Origin of the sequence: Halobacillus sp. Marseille-Q1614 (assembly GCF_902809865.1) — a bacterium.
Taxonomy (GTDB): domain Bacteria; phylum Bacillota; class Bacilli; order Bacillales; family Halobacillaceae; genus Halobacillus_A.
Genome location: NZ_CADDWH010000001.1, coordinates 2,088,940 through 2,105,129, shown reverse-complemented (window position 1 = coordinate 2,105,129; position 16,190 = coordinate 2,088,940). Strand labels below are relative to the sequence as shown.

Sequence of the window (16,190 nt, the reverse complement as noted above, 5' to 3'; positions counted from 1 at the left end):
ACTTTTCTTTCAAAGTATAGGATAAAGTAAAGGGCTCCGGGAAACGGGTCGCTTTTAAGCGGGCGTACAGTGAGCTTCCTTAAGGCTTTCGCCTTGCGGGGTCTCACCCTGTACGTACCTCCCACAGGAGGCTCCTGGTATTCTCTTTCCACTGAATTTCATGAAGCCCCGTTGTCGAGAGACTAATTCGCTGCTCTAATCTCTGTTCTCCTCTCCTTTCATGCGGAACTCGAAAGGGGTCTTGTTTTAGATTAATTCTTTTACTATTAAATCTTCGATCGCTTCATATACATGGTCAACGACATAAGCGGCTTTTGACTGGACATCAGGGTGGGCACTAGACATAGCATAACTGTGCGGAGTGACTGCAAACATTGGCAGGTCATTAAATGAATCTCCAATACAGGCTGCTTCTTCCGGTTTGATTTGAAGTTCTTGCAATAGTGATTGAATTCCGTTTCCTTTGTTAATCTGCTTCGGCATAATATCAACACAAGATTCATGAGAAATGAAAATATCTAATTCGGCACCAAAATGTTTTTTTAGCCGCGAATGGGCCAAAATAACATCATCTTCTTTTCCGTGCAGCGTAATTTTAGCCGGTGTAATTTTCTTACCAAACTGGGAGGTTAGTTTAGGTTCAATGATTACATCCTGAAACAGCTGTTTAGAGATGATCTCTACCCATTCGTTGTGTTCGCTCGTATAAATATGATCTTTAGTAGAGACGGTCTTTACCATCGGCTCTTTTTCAATGAAATCCATTATCCTTTTGGCTGGTTCCGTATCAAAAGCGGCAGAATATATCTTTTTTTCCTTAAAGTCTTGTACAAAAGCGCCGTTTTGGCTGACACGATGGCCGTTTACTTCTATTTTTTTTAATACTTCAGCTATATCAAGGTCCATGCGGCCGGAAGCTACGACGAAGCCGATATCTTTTTTTGACATTTTTTTAATAGCTTGAATATCTTTATCTTTTATATAGTGATCCATTCCTAACAGCGTACCGTCAAGGTCACTGATAAACAGTTTAATCATTAGAAATATCCCCTTTTCGTTTCTTGGCTCACCTCATTGATCTTACAGGTTTTCGCAGTTTTGGACAAAAGAAACACATACAAATTCCTGCGTCAAAGGTTGTCAAAATCAATTGTCAATTATACGATAGAAGTTACTGACGAGATGTAACCGTTTTTAGTGCCACATTTTGCGGAGGAAACCATTATGAGTGAACAAATAACGATCGATAAAATTTTAAATAATAATGTTTTAATAGCCAAGCACCCGTCTTATCGAGAAGTTGTTCTCATAGGAAAAGGGATAGGATTTGGAAAGAAGCGTGGAGAGTCTGTTTCATTTAACAAAGCGGATAAAACCTTTCTGTTAAAAAATGAAACCGAAAAAGAGCAGTACATGAACTTGCTTCCGCACATTGAAGAAGGTTTTATCGATTTTATGAACGATATCCTTTATCATATTGAAAAAAGGATGGGACAGGAGTTAAATGAACATATCCACGTTGCGTTAACGGATCATCTGGCGTTCGCGATTAAACGTACACAAAAGAATATGCAGTTCACCAATCCCTTCCTCCCGGAAATAGAATCACTTTATCCAAAGGAATACCAAATCGCAATGGAAGTTGTCACGATGGTGTACGACAAAACGGGAGTTGAGTTCCCTGAGGGCGAGGTTGGGTTCATCGCTTTGCATATTCATAGTGCCGTAACGGATAAAACGTTACGAGAGCTGAATCGGCATAATCAGCTGATTACCAAGCTTGTTGATATTATAGAAGAGACGATGAACGTAAAAATTGACCGCCACAGTGTGGACTACCACCGTTTAGTCCAGCATCTGCACCGGGCAATCGATCGTGTCTACCAGGACGAGAACATCGGGGATGAAATTCGTTTAGCAAAGATGTTGAAAGAAGAATATCCTGTATGTTATAATTTAGCATGGAAGTTGATCAAAGTGATGCAAAAACAACTGAATAAACCCGTGGATGAGTCTGAGGCGATTTACTTAACGATTCATCTGCAGCGTTTAACTAATAAATCTTAAAGGTACGTGTTACTGATACGATCAGGCATGAGTATCGAAGGATCAAAAGGTTACGAAGAGGCTACGTATATCTTCTCGTAATATTTGACCCTTTGTACTCATGCCTTTTTTACTTTCTTTATATTCTTTTTGCTTCAGGCGGGAATCCTCGACTTTTCGTGGTGTCTAGTTTCGAGGGGCAGACCTTCGCGTCATAAGCAATCTGCCTATGTGAAGAACAGCGCTTCACTTCGGCATTTTGCTTATGCGTGTCAGGTCTTCCAGCCCCTCTCCACTTTTCATTGTGTCCAGCTTGGGTGCCTAGCTGCTCGAGGGCATAAGACAATCTCTTTCGTGAAGATAAATCGCTTCACTGCAGATCTTGTCTTATGCTTGACGCAGCTGATCAAGGCACTGCCGCTTTTCGTGTAACCGTTTTATTTTTCTGATAATTGTTGTTTTTGTATCACATAATATAAAAAATGGGAGGAAATACTTATGTTTAAGAATGCTTTTGGTACTTTGCAAAAGATCGGTAAAGCTTTAATGACGCCGGTTGCATTGCTTCCAGCCGCTGGTATTTTACTGGCATTCGGTACAAGCTTCGCTCAGGATGACTTTGTGGACAGGGTTCCATTCTTCGGGACTCCATGGGTACAAACGTTTCTTGAAGTTATGGCATCCGCTGGTAATGTTGTATTTGCCAACTTGCCTTTACTCTTTGCTGTAGGTGTGGCCATAGGGCTCGCTAAGGGCGATGGAGTAGCAGGTTTAGCCGCGATTATCGGTTATTTAATTATGAATGTTGTTATGGGGGTTCTTGGGAATGTAGACGCAGATATGGCGGCCAGTGATCCTGCCTATGCAGATGTCCTGGGGATACCGACCCTGCAAACGGGTGTTTTCGGCGGTATCATCGTTGGTGTGTTAGCAGCTTTTTTGTATAATCGATACTTTAATATTGAGCTTCCGCAATTCTTAGGGTTCTTTGCTGGTAAACGATTTGTTCCGATTATCACCGCTTTTTCATCATTATTTCTAGGTATGATTATGTTATGGTTGTGGCCTTTTGCTCAAAATGGACTGAACGCTTTATCCCACCTGATGCTTGAAGGGAACCAGACAATTTCTGCTTTCTTCTTTGGTGTTATCGAACGTTCACTCATTCCATTTGGTCTCCACCACATCTTCTACTCACCGTTCTGGTTTGAGTTTGGATCATATACAACTGAAGCCGGTAACATTGTACGTGGTGACCAAAGTATTTTCTTTGCTCAGTTAAGAGATGGTGTTGAGTTTACAGCTGGTACCTTCATGGTTGGTAAATTCCCATTCATGATGTTTGGTCTGCCGGCAGCAGCGTTAGCGATTTATCATACAGCCAAGCCTGAAAGAAAGAAAGTTGTCGGAGGTATTATGCTTTCTGCCGCATTAACATCTTTCTTAACAGGTATTACTGAGCCAATTGAATTTTCTTTCTTATTTGTTGCACCATTATTGTTTGGTATTCACGCCATTTTTGCGGGTCTGTCGTTTATGACTATGGAACTGCTTAATGTCAAAATTGGTCAGACGTTCTCTGGAGGGCTTATTGACTTTATCCTCTTTGGAATTCTACCTAACCGTACCGACTGGTGGTGGGTCATCATCGTTGGTCTGATCTTCTCTGTCATTTACTACTTCGGTTTCCGCTGGGCTATTCTTAAATTTAACTTGGCGACTCCAGGACGTGAAGATGAATCAGCAGACAGTGATGTAGGTGGGGGATCCACTGACGATAAGCCATTTGAAATTCTTGAAGCTATGGGCGGAGAGAAGAACATCAGCTATCTTGACGCTTGTATTACACGTTTAAGAGTTTCAGTACATGACAAGGGAAATGTTAATAAAGACCGCTTGAAGCAGTTAGGGGCTTCCGGAGTTATGGAAGTTGGAAATAACATTCAAGCAATCTTCGGGCCTGTTTCTGATACACTAAGAGGTCAAATGCAGGATATTATTGATGGGAAATCACCGAGAGCCCGTGAAGAGTCAGTTAAGGACAGCACGGCAGAAGCAGGGGCAGCAGCTCCAGTTTCCGGTGGAGAATTAGATTTTGTAAGTCCGATGAAAGGTAAAGTTTTACCAATTGAAGAGGTGCCTGACCAAGTATTTTCAGGTAAGATGATGGGAGATGGCTTTGCAATTGAGCCGATTGATGGTAAAATTATTTCGCCTATCAATGGTAAAGTACTGAATGTCTTCCCAACCAAGCATGCGATCGGTTTACAGGCAGAAAACGGTATGGAAATTTTAATTCATATTGGAATTGACACCGTGAAGCTTAAAGGTGAAGGGTTCACTTCTAAAGTAGAAGAGGGCGATACAGTAACAAAAGGACAACCTCTCATGGATGTTGACCTTGACTATATAAGTGAGCATGCTGCGTCGATCGTAACACCAATTGTGTTTACCAACCTTGAAGAAGGGCAAAAGGTAGAAATAACAGCAGCTGGTGAAGTTGACAAGACAGAAAATATCATTACCATTACTAAATCTTAGGAGGAATTATTATGGCAGAACAAACAATGAAAATCACTGCAGCTGATGGAGTGCACGCTCGTCCAGCTACAGCACTTGTACAGGTGGCAGGCCAGTACGAAGCAGACGTAAACATCGAGTACAAAGGAAAGTCAGTAAACATGAAATCCATTATGGGTGTTATGTCTCTTGGTATTCCTAACGGTGCGGAAATTAAGTACACAGCGGAAGGTTCTGACGCTGAGGAAGCAGTAGAAGCACTTGTGAAGAAAACAAAAGAAGAAGGCTTAGGCGAATAATAAAAAGGATCCGGTGTAAAAACCGGATCCTTTTTTGTTTGCCTATTAACGATCAACGATGATCTCGGCGCGCCCGTCGTCTTCCTTGAAGATTTGGTCTGCTACTACTTCAGGTCCTTTTAGCTGAGAAGGGTCTTTTACGTGTTCACTCTCGTCCCAAAAAGGTGTGTTCATTCCGCCCATATAGACTGCTGTAGCAGTGATCGGCTCGTTTTCCCATTCTTTATGAAGGCTTTCGGTAAAACCTCGTACAGCAAACTTGGAAGCGCAGTATATCGTTTCGTTATTTTTGCCGCGCAGACCGGCTGTTGAAATAATGTTTAATACACGCCCGTTTGCCTGCTTAAGAAGGGAGGCCGCCCGCTGGGTCATTAAAATCGTTCCTTTAACATTTGTATCGAAAAGGCAGTCGATGTCTTTTTCCTTGTACTCATCCAGCGGGCCAAATATGCCAAGCCCTGCATTGTTAATAAGAACATTTAAATGATCAAGCTGTTTAAAAACTTCTTCTACAGAAGCCGGCTCTCTTACGTCACATACAATAACTTCAGCTGATCCGCCGTTTTCCTGAATTTCTTTCTGTACCATCAGGAGATTGAGATCCGTTCTTCCTGTTAAAATAACGTGATAATCATTTTGAGAATACTTCAGGGCGAGAGCTCGGCCAAGCCCCGTCCCTCCACCTGTAATTAAGACATTTTTCATTCTGCGTTTCCTCCCCTTGATGTATAGGTTCCTCATTTCTATTGTGACAAAAGACTGATAAAATGAAAACAGGATACTTTAAAGGAGCGAGTTAAATGGAAAAAAGATATAGTGACTACACGCAAACAGAGCTAAGAGAGGAAATAGCACAGCTTAAAGAAAAAGCGCTTAAAGCAGAACAGCTTGGAATTGTAAATGAGTTCGCCGTATACGAACGTAAGATTATTATGGCTAAGTCGTATATGCTTGACCCCGGGGAGTTTCAGCCGGAGACTTATTATGAAATAGAGGGAGATCCAGCCCACAATTTTTATATTGAGTATATGAACGGGGTATTCGCCTGGGGATATCGCGTGAAGGGTTCCGGGGAAAAAGCAGGAGAAGAGGAAGAAGCTCTGCCTATCTCAATGTTGGGCAGCCAAGTAAGGGTATAAGCGGGGAAAACGCAGCCTGAGGGAAGGCTGCGTTTATAGAATTAGCGTGTTTTACGCATTTGTGTTTCAATAATTTGCTGAGACTGTGTCTGTTCGGTTTCGCCGTTTACCCGGTGGCTGAGATGCTTTGTCCCTCTATGGAGGGTACGTGAAGAGATAGATTTTTTTCGCTTTTCCATCAGTACCTTCCTCCTTTGTTAACATCGCGTTCTCTCGAATGCATGGCTCTTTCTTGAGGGTTTGAATTAATGGTGCCATTTGGACGCAGCGCCAAAAATTCGCTTTGATCATCAGGTGCTGAAGTCATTTTTTTATTGGGAAATCCTTTTGCTTTATTTCGCATCAGTTCTCCTCCTAATAGGCCACAGTTGTGGCAAGCTTAGTATGTGCAGTACAGCAGGCGTTATGTGGTAAAATGGATTGTAATCATTGCCAGAGTTGAGGTGAAATGCTATGGAAGATATCTTTAAAAGGCTTGCAGAAGATCTGTATAATCGTAATGATCATTTAACGATTGAACAGGCAAGAACCTGGGTGGAATTGCTCTGGGAAGACTTTGAAGCGACGAGAGCGAAATCAGGTCATGAGTATCAGGGCAAACAGATGACTGAACAAATTGTTTCTCAATGGATCTCATTTTACGGACCAAAGCTTCATGAGTATGCGGCGACTAATCCAAAGTATAAAGAGATGCTGAAAAAAAGAGGATATTTACAATAAAAAATGAAGGATCCTAAGCCTGCTTAGGATCCTTCATTCTGGTTCTGCGGCCACTGTTAATTTGTCCTGTAATTTTTCTTCGGTAAATACCCATCCCGTATAGGAATTGAGAATTTTTAGCTGATCGCCATGTTCATCGTCAATCTGAGCAACCGCAACAAATGGGTAGCGTCCTTTTGAACGGTAGCGCAAATCTATAAACCGGACTTCTGTGTACTCATCGTGATAACTGAGCTCGTAACGGTAAACCGGAGAGAATGAAAGGAATGCCCTTATATTAGGATCACTTAAGGCTTTCTTTACAATCGGGTCTTCATCGTCAATTTCTTTGTATTCAAATTCATCAAGGATTTTAATGTGCCCGTCTACTGCTCTGCCTACATAGTAATGGGTGTCCGTCTCGATCGCAATTCTCCACACATTCTGCTTCATCGTAGGTGATGTGGCGATTTGAACGATATTAGAGAAATTCTTGGAAATGATCTTAACGAGTTCACGTTTATCAAAATATCGTTTAACATAGTACAAGGCAATTACAAAATATATAATCAGCCAGACATATCCGGGATTAGCTCCGAGATTCCATGCGACGATACCGGCTAAATGCATAATAAATATATAGGGGTCAAAGGTGTTGATAAAACCATAAGCGACCCATCTTTTCGTGAACGGGCGGTAGGCCTGTGTTCCATAAGCATTAAATACATCAACAAAAACGTGCAGTATGACAGCCAGAAACGTCCAAAGCCAAAGATGCAGAAAATTGACTTCAGGCGCGAATAAGTAAATGGTTGTGGCAATTCCTATTCCCCATAATATCACAGCCGGAATAGAGTGGGTGATGCCACGGTGGTGTCTAATATACACGGCATTGTTTTTGAGTTTTAATATTGTGTCAGAATCGGGGGCTTGGGAGCCGACGAGTGTTCCGACAAGCACCGCGTTAAATAGTGTGGGGTCAGCATGTACAACCGGGTCTAACGTAGCCAAACCGCCAAGAGCCACCCCCATAACTACGTGAGTGCCTGTATCCATAAAGCTTCCTCCTTTGGCCGACATTCATATTAACAAGTGTACCACGAAGGGTGATTTGATGAACAAACAAGATAAAGTATCGATTATTTTAGAGAATTTTGATCGCCAAGCCTTTAGAGATCTTTTAATTGACTGGTTTAAAAGAGAACAGCGTGAACTCCCCTGGAGAGAAAATCAGGACCCATATCGGGTATGGGTATCAGAAATTATGCTTCAGCAGACAAGAGTTGATACTGTCATCCCTTATTTTAATAACTTTTTGACTCAATTTCCGACTCCTAAAGCCTTGGCAGAGGCCGAAGAGCAGGCTGTCCTCAAAGCCTGGGAAGGGTTAGGATACTATTCCCGTGCCCGCAATCTGCAAAACGCGGTGAGAGAAGTTGTTGAACAATATGATGGGAAAGTGCCGGATGATAAGGAAAATCTAGGCCGGCTAAAAGGAGTGGGCCCCTATACAAAAGGCGCCATCTTAAGTATCGCTTATGATCTGCCGGAACCAGCGGTTGATGGAAATGTCATGAGAGTTTTATCAAGAATATTAGATGTAGATGACGATATTGCTAAAGCTAAAACGCGAAATTTATTTGAAGCTTTAGTGGAAGAGCTAATTTCAAAAGAAGATCCTTCTTCTTTCAACCAGGGCCTGATGGAATTAGGTGCGATTGTATGCACGCCTAAATCTCCTTCCTGTCTTCTTTGTCCTGTACAAACGGAATGCCGCGCCTTTCATAAGGGAATAGAAACAGAACGCCCTGTAAAGTCATCTAAGAAAAAACAGAAGAAGCAGCCTTTTGCCGCTATATTTATTGAAAACGAGGCAGGAGAGGTATTAATTGAAAAACGGCCTGACAGCGGCCTGCTCGCTTCGTTATGGCAGTATCCAATGGTTCCCTTAACGGATGTCGATAAATCTGATATCCCCTCATGGTTTTTCGGAGAATATGGACTGGAAATTGAGCTAGGTCCGACAATCGACAGAGTCCGCCACGTTTTCTCCCACCTCATTTGGGATATGGAAGTCATTCATGCCAAAGTAATCAATGGAGAACTGGATCGCGAAAATGCCAGGTTCACATCTCCTTCGTTGGTGACTTCTTATCCATTTCCTGTGTCCCATCAAAAGGTGCATAAACACCTCGAACTTTAGTCTGTATTGTTACAAAAATTCTTCCGTTGAAGCTTCGCAAGTGGATAATCCACCGCGGAGCTTTATTTCTTTGTTAATTTCCCGCAACAAAGTGACCCCTTCCTGATTCAAATAAGGAGCTATTTGCGATAACGCATAGTGATAATAACCTAATTCATTATTCATCCAATCATTTTTCGACATCATGGTCAGTTCCGCCATATCCCGTTGTTTATCCATTAATCAAGCCTCCTTTTCCTTGTTATTATTGGTTTTATAACAAAAAATATGTAGGAAATAGTGAGGAGGAAAACCACAAAAAATGGTTTTGTAACGGAACTGTAAACTAACTGTAACGAAAGATGGTGAAGCTTGTCGTATCAAGGGGTTTCATAGATTCATAGGCAAAATGTCAGGTTCAGGTGTGTAGACAACCCTTAGGAAAATATGAATAATAGGTAACAGAGTTAAAAAACACCAATTATTCGACACAGTTTACTACATAACAAATTATTCGTTTTTTAAATAGAGAGTTATACAAAAAAAGAAAATTATTAAAGAGAGGGTTACAAAATATGAATAAAAAGCAAATGGCTACTACTATTTTTGGGACGATTGTTGGAGCATCACTTTGGGGAACTACGGTTATGGCCGATGAGGCTCATAACGTTAAATCAGGGGACACACTTTGGGAATTAAGCCAGAAGTATAATACATCTGTTGCTAATTTAAAATCATGGAATAGCTTGGACAGCCACTGGATCTATGTAGGACAATCCTTAGTTGTAAATAAAGACAGCTCTTCTAATTCAAACGCTGGCAGCACAAATGCAAGTACATATACAATTAAAAGCGGAGATACACTCTCTGAAATTGCTTACAAACATAACGTATCAGTTAGTAAGCTGATGGACTGGAACAACTTGAGCTCTTCCTTAATTTATACAGGGAATACCCTTAAAATTAATGGGACAAGCAGTTCTAGCTCTAGTTCTTCAAGTTCATCATCAAGTTCTTCCAGCTCTTCAAGTTCAAATGCGAATGCGACTTCTTACACTGTAAAAGCTGGTGACACTCTTTCTGAAATTGGCAGCAACTACGGAGTCAGCGTTTCTAACCTGAAAAGCTGGAATGATATCTCCGGCCACATTATCCATGTCGGTCAAGAATTAACACTAAAAGGAACTTCTAATAATAGTTCCTCAAATAACTCAAGTTCAAACACGGAATCTGAAAAATCTTATGAGAAAGTATCCAAAGCTCCAAGCAGCTCAAGCTCTGATCTGATTTCAATTGCTAAGCAGCACATTGGTACTCCATACGTATGGGGCGGAACTTCACCATCTGGATTCGACTGCAGCGGTTTCTTACAGTATGTATTCAGTAAAGCAGGTACAGATCTCCCTCGTACGGTTGCATCGATGTATGCTGACAGCCGCGGAGCTTCTGTAAGTAAATCTAACCTTCAAGTGGGAGACCTTGTATTCTTCGAGACATACAAGCCCGGTGCATCTCATGCTGGAATTTATGTGGGAGATAACCAATTCATCCACGCTGGATCTTCCCGTGGAGTAGAAATCAGCTCATTTTCTAACTCTTATTGGAACCCGCGTTATGTTGGAGCAAAACGCTTCTAATACATTTGAAAATATTAGGACAAGGCATTTCCTTTCTAAAGGGAAATGCCTTTTTATTTTTTTTAGCCGGAAAAAATATTACATAAAAAACGAATGAAATGTGTAAACCTGCGCACAATAATTTTTGCGGAGGTGATATTAATGGCTAAACAACCGAAACAAAACCAAAAACAGCAAACTCAAGCTGGTACAGATGCAAACCGTGTGAAACAACAAAACCAACAAGCTCAACAAGGTCAGAACCAATATGGTACTGAATTTGCTTCTGAGCAGCAGACTGACGCTCAAAAAGTACGTCAGCAAAACCAACAATCTCAGGCTAGAAAAAACAAATAGTCTTTGATTTATCTGTACAGGCAGTTTTTTAGCCTGAATCAAACTCCCGGAAGCCGTCCAGATTTGGACGGCTTCTTACATATATAGATACTCTTTATTTTCATTCGGGAGAGTTAGCCGTTATAATGGATAAAGATGAAGAAGCAGTTATGAACAGGGAAGGGGAGATGGAATATGCCCGGCCCAGAATCTGGAATTCGAACTGAAATTCAGAGCTATAAGCATAATGGGAAATTGCATCGTGTTTGGGAAAGCACTACCGTTTTAAAAGGTACAAAGAATGTAATTATCGGTGCAAATGACAGGACAAGAGTTCATGAAAGCGATGGACGATCCTGGGTCACCAGAGAGCCGGCCATCTGTTATTTTCATTCAAAGCATTGGTTTAACGTCATAGGAATGCTGAGGACCGATGGGGTTTATTATTATTGCAATATCAGCTCCCCATTTATTTATGAAGACAAAATCATAAAATACATCGATTATGATCTAGATGTAAAAGTTTTTCCGGATATGACGTACAAGCTCTTAGACGAAGACGAGTATCAGCTGCATAAACGCCAAATGAACTATCCCCATGTGCTTGATCGTATTTTGTATAACAACGTAGAAACGCTCGTACGCTGGGTAAGGCAGAGAAAGGGCCCTTTTTCGCCAGAGTTCATTGATCAATGGTACGAACGATATTTAACGTATAGGTAATGTGTAAATGCGCACTGCTCATAGTGCGCATACTTCTTTTTATAGGAGAGAGGTGGAGTATTTGGACAGTATAAAAAGGTATCTCAAGTTTGTTAAACCTTACAAAGGCAAAATTATTATTACCATAATTATAGGTCTTGTGAAATTTTCTATTCCTTTATTAATGCCTTTAATCATAAAATACGTAATTGACGATATTATTGGGGCGGAAGGGATGGCTGATTCTGAAAAAATCAATCAGCTGCTTCTTTTAATGGGAGGTGCGTTTTTCCTATTCCTGATACTCCGGCCGCCGATTGAATATGTGCGCCAATATTTAGCCCAATGGATCGGAAGTAAAATTCTTTATGACGTCCGAGGGAAGCTGTTTGATCATATTCAAAGGCTGAGTCTAGGATTTTATTCAAGGACGAAAACAGGAGAAATCATTTCAAGAGTCATTCATGATGTGGAACAGACAAAAACGTTTGTTATCACTGGACTTATGAACATTTGGCTCGATATGTTTACGATCGTGATCGCAGTAATTATTATGCTGACGATGGATCCGTGGCTTACGCTTGTTTCTATCGCTCTATTCCCATTATACGGTTTTGCGGTTAAGTATTTCTATGCCCGTTTGAGAAGCTTGACGAGAGATCGTTCTCAAGCTTTAGCAGAAGTACAGGGCCACTTGCATGAACGAGTTCAGGGGGTACCGGTTACGAGGAGCTTCGCTCTAGAGGATTATGAGCAAGAGCAGTTTGACACGAGAAACTCTAATTTTCTCGATAAAGCCTTAAAGCATACAAACTGGAACGCTTATACGTACTCTGTCACTAATACCATAACGGATTTAGCACCACTGCTTGTCGTACTTTTTGCCGGATATCAAGTAATCGGCGGGGCAATGACAATCGGTACGATGGTGGCTTTCACCGGATACATGGACCGTGTGTACAGCCCGCTGCGCCGTTTGGTGAACTCCGCTACGGTGTTAACACAGTCGATTGCATCCATGGACCGTGTCTTTGAATTTATGGATGAAGATTATGACATTGTTGATAAAAAGGGGGCCCCCCCTCTAAAACAAGTGCACGGCCACGTTTCCTTTAAGGACGTTTCCTTTCGATATGAAGACGGTGACCCTGAAGTTCTTAAACACGTTAATTTGGAAGTGGAAAAAGGAGAAACTATCGCGTTTGTCGGGATGAGCGGTGGAGGGAAATCCACCCTGGTCAGCTTGATTCCAAGGTTTTATGATGTCACAAGCGGCCAGATCTCGATCGACGGCCAGGACATTAAAGACGTTCAGGCCCGGACGCTCAGAGATCAAATCGGCATGGTGCTGCAGGATAATATTTTATTTAGTGATTCGATTGAAATGAACATTCGAATGGGGAATCCTGAAGCCAGCGATGAAGAAGTTATCGAAGCAGCCAAAGCGGCAAACGCCCACGATTTTATTATGGAGCTTCCTAATGGATATGACACCCTTGTCGGTGAGCGTGGAGTGAAGCTTTCTGGAGGACAGAAGCAAAGAATCGCGATTGCCCGCGTCTTTCTGAAAAATCCGCCGCTGTTAATCTTAGATGAAGCGACTTCTGCTTTAGATCTCGAAAGTGAAAGCTTAATTCAAAATGCTTTAGAACGATTGGCGTCTGATCGTACGACGTTCATCGTTGCTCACCGTTTGGCGACGATCACTCATGCCAGCCGCATCGTTCATATTGAAAATGGGGAAATCGTGGAAGTGGGGACACACGAGGAACTCATTCAGCAAAAAGGACATTATTATGACCTTTATCAAGTACAGCAGTTGGATGATACACCAACGGAATATATGGGAACGTAAAAAAGAGGCCAAAAGATGGCCTCTTTTTTTACGTTATTGAACAAAGTGTTTTTTTGATTTACCTATAAAGTAAAAAGAAGAGCCATTGATCATATCTGTCCGAAAAAGCTGCCAGAAAGAGTCTGGATGACTCCATTTTATTTCTCTGCTGTTTGAATGTAAGTGCCGGGATGGTACTTTTGATAGCTTTTTAACAGCCGCTTTAATTTCTCGAGCTGTTCGTAATATTCCATAAGCTGGGAAGCCAGTGGAAGAAAAATCAGCTTATCTGTGCTGTTGCTTTCTTCATACACTTTCATCAGCTGGTCAACAACGAGCGTAATGTCAGGCTCTTCAATCTGCCGTAACGACTGTCTGTGCGTTTGTTTAATTCGGCCTTTTAGGCTGAGAAGAAGCTTTTCGTGAGCGTTGATCAGTTTATCAAGCTCTTTAACTAACGTATCCTGAAAGTCAAGGGGGATTTGTTCGATCTTATGCTCAAGCCGGTGAAAAGCTTTTAGCACATCGAACGATTTCTTTGTTGTAGTAATCAGCTGGCGGAAAAGTACGAGCTTCCGGCCTTTTGAAAAGCGTGCTCCTTTAAAATAAGTCCGCTCCTCTGAATAAAGCAGGTACGTATGGTCCAGCCAACGGATATTATCCTGAATCCGTGTAATTTCATATTTTAATGCAGGCTCATCAGATAGCTGACGCGTCGTTACTCTTAACCACTGCAGGATATCATTTGTGGCACTGTCTACTTTTGAAAACAACCTCGTTTCATAACGCGGCGGCAGAAATACTAAATTAACAATAAAGGCAGCAAGTATCCCTAAAAGCAGTGAGCTCAAACGGGAAGCTGCAAAGTAAATAAAAGTCTGGTCTGTCGAGTCCATCAGGGCAATAACGGCGACCGCTGCCAGGGAGATAGTGTTTTCGTTCATTTTCAGGTTCATCGTAACACCGATAACGATAATGATGGCAAATGCGACGATAAACGGGTCATTCCCTAAAGTGAAAACGGCAATAACCGCGATGACGGCTCCAATAATGTTCCCTTGAATCTGCTCAACGATCGATTGGTAGGATCGATAAATGGAAGGCTGAATTGAAAAGACAGCGGCAATAGCTGCAAGTAACGGGCTGAAAAATCCGAACAGGCTCGCTATGTAAAGAGCGACGGCTGCCGCTAATCCCGTTTTCATCATCCGGGCTCCAAGTTTCATGGCATATCATCCTTTTTGACAAAAGTTCTTTTCTATTATATAAAATCATATCAGGCTATAGGTTAACCTTTTACCCCGATTACTTCTTAAAAGTCCTCAGCTTAGCGGTTAAGCTGAGGACATAGTGAATTACCCTTCTTCACTCATTTGCTTGAAGGATTGGTCTACTGCTTCTAATGTCTGTTTAATATCTTCTTCCTTATGGGCAGTGGTAAGGAACCACGCTTCATATTTAGAAGGAGCCAGGTTGATGCCCTGGTTCAGCATGAGCTTAAAGAAGCGGGCGAATTGTTCACCATTTGTATTCTCGGCCTGCTCATAGTTTTCAACCTTCTCTTCGGTAAAGTACACGGTTAACGCCCCTTTTAGGCGGTTAACTGTGACAGTGATCTTATGTTTTTCTGCAGATTTTAAAATTCCTTTTTCTAACATGGCGCCTAACCGGTCCATTTTTTCGTATACGCCCTCTTCTCTAAGGACTTCAAGGCACGCAATACCTGCAGACATAGAAGCTGGGTTTCCGGCCATCGTTCCGGCTTGATAAGCGGGACCAAGCGGTGCCACCTGTTCCATGATGTCTGTTCTGCCGCCATAAGCACCGATCGGAAGGCCGCCACCGATGATTTTGCCCATCGCTGTCATGTCGGGTTCGATGCCGAGCAGCTGCTGTGCACTTCCATAAGTGAAACGGAAAGCAGTGATGACTTCATCATAAATGACTAAGGCACCGGCTTCGTGAGCCAAGTCGTTTACTTGTTGTAAGAAATGCTCTTTCGGTTCAACAATCCCGAAGTTACCAACAATTGGTTCCACTAATATACCGGCAATTTCATCACCATAGCGGCGCAGTGCTTCTTTAAAAGGTTCAATATCGTTAAAAGGGACAGTAATAACGTCCTGAGCGATGGAAGCAGGAACGCCCGCCGAGTCAGGTGTGCCTAATGTAGAAGGTCCGGATCCTGCCGCAACGAGTACTAAATCAGAGTGGCCGTGGTAGCAGCCGGCAAACTTTATAATTTTATTTCTTCCTGTATACGCTCGTGCCACTCGGATTGTGGTCATCACAGCTTCGGTGCCTGAATTGACAAACCTCACTTTATCGAGTGAAGGAATGGCGTCTTTTAACATTTTGGCAAAACGGTTTTCAAGAACTGTCGGAGTTCCGTAAAGAACCCCGTTTTGTGCCGCCTTAGTAATGGCTTCTGTAATATGCGGATGGGCATGGCCGGTAATAATCGGACCGTAAGCTCCTAAGTAATCGATGTATTTCTGGCCGTCGACGTCATAAAAGTAAGCTCCTTCGCCACGCTCCATATAAACAGGCGTTCCACCGCCGACTCCTTTGTATGCCCGTGAAGGAGAGTTCACTCCACCTACGATATGTTTTTGTGCTTCATCATATAATAATTCTGATTGCGTAAAATTCAACTCAAATTCCTCCCAAAATTGCATTCATTTCCTATTGTAGCATTTTGAGGTTTTTCAGTACCAGGTACCTTCAATCTCTTTTTCGGTACCAGGTACAGAGAGAAAAAAGAAAAAAAGTTTTCGGTACCAGGTACGCTGATTGAGGACAAGCATAAATAACGAT

General features: G+C 42.1%; 18 protein-coding genes. 10 read left to right on the top strand and 8 right to left on the bottom strand.

Annotated features, from left to right (window positions below):
• Positions 1-246: 246 nt before the first annotated feature.
• Positions 247-1,038 (bottom strand): HAD family hydrolase, encoded by a 792-nt coding sequence (locus HUS26_RS10680; protein ID WP_173917133.1) that lies wholly within the window; start codon positions 1,036-1,038, stop codon positions 247-249.
• A 186-nt stretch (positions 1,039-1,224) separates the two neighbouring features.
• On the opposite strand from HUS26_RS10680, the gene glcT reads away from it, so the two are divergent.
• From glcT to HUS26_RS10665, 3 genes are all read left to right on the top strand, one after another.
• Positions 1,225-2,067 (top strand): glucose PTS transporter transcription antiterminator GlcT, encoded by an 843-nt coding sequence (gene glcT / locus HUS26_RS10675; RefSeq protein ID WP_173917132.1) that lies wholly within the window; start codon positions 1,225-1,227, stop codon positions 2,065-2,067.
• Between the two features lie 477 nt (positions 2,068-2,544).
• A complete protein-coding gene (ptsG, locus tag HUS26_RS10670; protein ID WP_173917131.1) occupies positions 2,545-4,587 on the top strand; it encodes a glucose-specific PTS transporter subunit IIBC in 2,043 nt (680 codons plus the stop codon).
• 11 nt (positions 4,588-4,598) lie between these two features.
• The gene (locus HUS26_RS10665; RefSeq protein ID WP_173917130.1) at positions 4,599-4,865 is read left to right on the top strand and encodes a phosphocarrier protein HPr; all 267 of its coding nucleotides are present in this window, start codon (positions 4,599-4,601) and stop codon (positions 4,863-4,865) included.
• Positions 4,866-4,910: 45 nt separating this feature from the next.
• Here the strand turns inward: HUS26_RS10665 and HUS26_RS10660 are convergent, their stop codons facing one another.
• Positions 4,911-5,570, bottom strand: coding sequence for an SDR family oxidoreductase (locus HUS26_RS10660; protein WP_173917129.1), 660 nt, complete (start codon positions 5,568-5,570; stop codon positions 4,911-4,913).
• 95 nt (positions 5,571-5,665) lie between these two features.
• Between HUS26_RS10660 and HUS26_RS10655 the strand changes: the two genes are divergently transcribed.
• Positions 5,666-6,004 (top strand): YfhH family protein, encoded by a 339-nt coding sequence (locus HUS26_RS10655; protein WP_173917128.1) that lies wholly within the window; start codon positions 5,666-5,668, stop codon positions 6,002-6,004.
• 41 nt (positions 6,005-6,045) lie between these two features.
• Here the strand turns inward: HUS26_RS10655 and HUS26_RS10650 are convergent, their stop codons facing one another.
• Together HUS26_RS10650 and sspK are read right to left on the bottom strand one after the other, a co-directional pair.
• The gene (locus tag HUS26_RS10650; protein ID WP_173917127.1) at positions 6,046-6,183 is read right to left on the bottom strand and encodes a YpzG family protein; all 138 of its coding nucleotides are present in this window, start codon (positions 6,181-6,183) and stop codon (positions 6,046-6,048) included.
• Positions 6,183-6,347, bottom strand: coding sequence for a small acid-soluble spore protein K (gene sspK, locus HUS26_RS10645; RefSeq protein ID WP_082234833.1), 165 nt, complete (start codon positions 6,345-6,347; stop codon positions 6,183-6,185). Before sspK ends, HUS26_RS10650 begins: the two co-directional genes overlap by 1 nt.
• A 110-nt stretch (positions 6,348-6,457) precedes the next feature.
• On the opposite strand from sspK, the gene HUS26_RS10640 reads away from it, so the two are divergent.
• A complete protein-coding gene (locus HUS26_RS10640) occupies positions 6,458-6,724 on the top strand; it encodes a YfhJ family protein (RefSeq protein WP_173917126.1) in 267 nt (88 codons plus the stop codon).
• Between the two features lie 33 nt (positions 6,725-6,757).
• Here the strand turns inward: HUS26_RS10640 and HUS26_RS10635 are convergent, their stop codons facing one another.
• Positions 6,758-7,759 (bottom strand): metal-dependent hydrolase, encoded by a 1,002-nt coding sequence (locus HUS26_RS10635; protein ID WP_173917125.1) that lies wholly within the window; start codon positions 7,757-7,759, stop codon positions 6,758-6,760.
• A 58-nt stretch (positions 7,760-7,817) separates the two neighbouring features.
• Between HUS26_RS10635 and mutY the strand changes: the two genes are divergently transcribed.
• Positions 7,818-8,906 carry an A/G-specific adenine glycosylase gene (mutY, locus tag HUS26_RS10630; protein ID WP_173917124.1) on the top strand — a complete coding sequence of 363 codons (1,089 nt, stop codon included), beginning with the start codon at positions 7,818-7,820 and terminating at the stop codon, positions 8,904-8,906.
• Positions 8,907-8,915: 9 nt separating this feature from the next.
• Here the strand turns inward: mutY and HUS26_RS10625 are convergent, their stop codons facing one another.
• On the bottom strand, positions 8,916-9,125 hold the full coding sequence (locus HUS26_RS10625) for a cytosolic protein (protein ID WP_173917123.1): 210 nt from the start codon (positions 9,123-9,125) through the stop codon (positions 8,916-8,918).
• 335 nt (positions 9,126-9,460) lie between these two features.
• On the opposite strand from HUS26_RS10625, the gene HUS26_RS10620 reads away from it, so the two are divergent.
• The 4 genes from HUS26_RS10620 (at position 9,461) to HUS26_RS10605 (ending at position 13,394) form a co-directional block, all read left to right on the top strand.
• On the top strand, positions 9,461-10,522 hold the full coding sequence (locus HUS26_RS10620) for a LysM peptidoglycan-binding domain-containing protein (RefSeq protein WP_173917122.1): 1,062 nt from the start codon (positions 9,461-9,463) through the stop codon (positions 10,520-10,522).
• 141 nt (positions 10,523-10,663) lie between these two features.
• Positions 10,664-10,858 carry a gamma-type small acid-soluble spore protein gene (locus HUS26_RS10615; RefSeq protein WP_173917121.1) on the top strand — a complete coding sequence of 65 codons (195 nt, stop codon included), beginning with the start codon at positions 10,664-10,666 and terminating at the stop codon, positions 10,856-10,858.
• A gap of 174 nt (positions 10,859-11,032) precedes the next feature.
• Positions 11,033-11,560: a DUF402 domain-containing protein gene (locus HUS26_RS10610; RefSeq protein ID WP_173917120.1), complete on the top strand. Its 528-nt coding sequence runs from the start codon at positions 11,033-11,035 to the stop codon at positions 11,558-11,560.
• A gap of 61 nt (positions 11,561-11,621) precedes the next feature.
• Positions 11,622-13,394 (top strand): ABC transporter ATP-binding protein, encoded by a 1,773-nt coding sequence (locus HUS26_RS10605; protein ID WP_254434174.1) that lies wholly within the window; start codon positions 11,622-11,624, stop codon positions 13,392-13,394.
• 137 nt (positions 13,395-13,531) lie between these two features.
• On the opposite strand, the gene HUS26_RS10600 is transcribed toward HUS26_RS10605, so the two are convergent.
• Together HUS26_RS10600 and HUS26_RS10595 are read right to left on the bottom strand one after the other, a co-directional pair.
• On the bottom strand, positions 13,532-14,599 hold the full coding sequence (locus HUS26_RS10600; RefSeq protein ID WP_173917118.1) for an aromatic acid exporter family protein: 1,068 nt from the start codon (positions 14,597-14,599) through the stop codon (positions 13,532-13,534).
• Between the two features lie 129 nt (positions 14,600-14,728).
• Positions 14,729-16,027 carry a glutamate-1-semialdehyde 2,1-aminomutase gene (locus HUS26_RS10595; protein ID WP_254434173.1) on the bottom strand — a complete coding sequence of 433 codons (1,299 nt, stop codon included), beginning with the start codon at positions 16,025-16,027 and terminating at the stop codon, positions 14,729-14,731.
• Between the last annotated feature and the right edge of the window lie 163 nt (positions 16,028-16,190).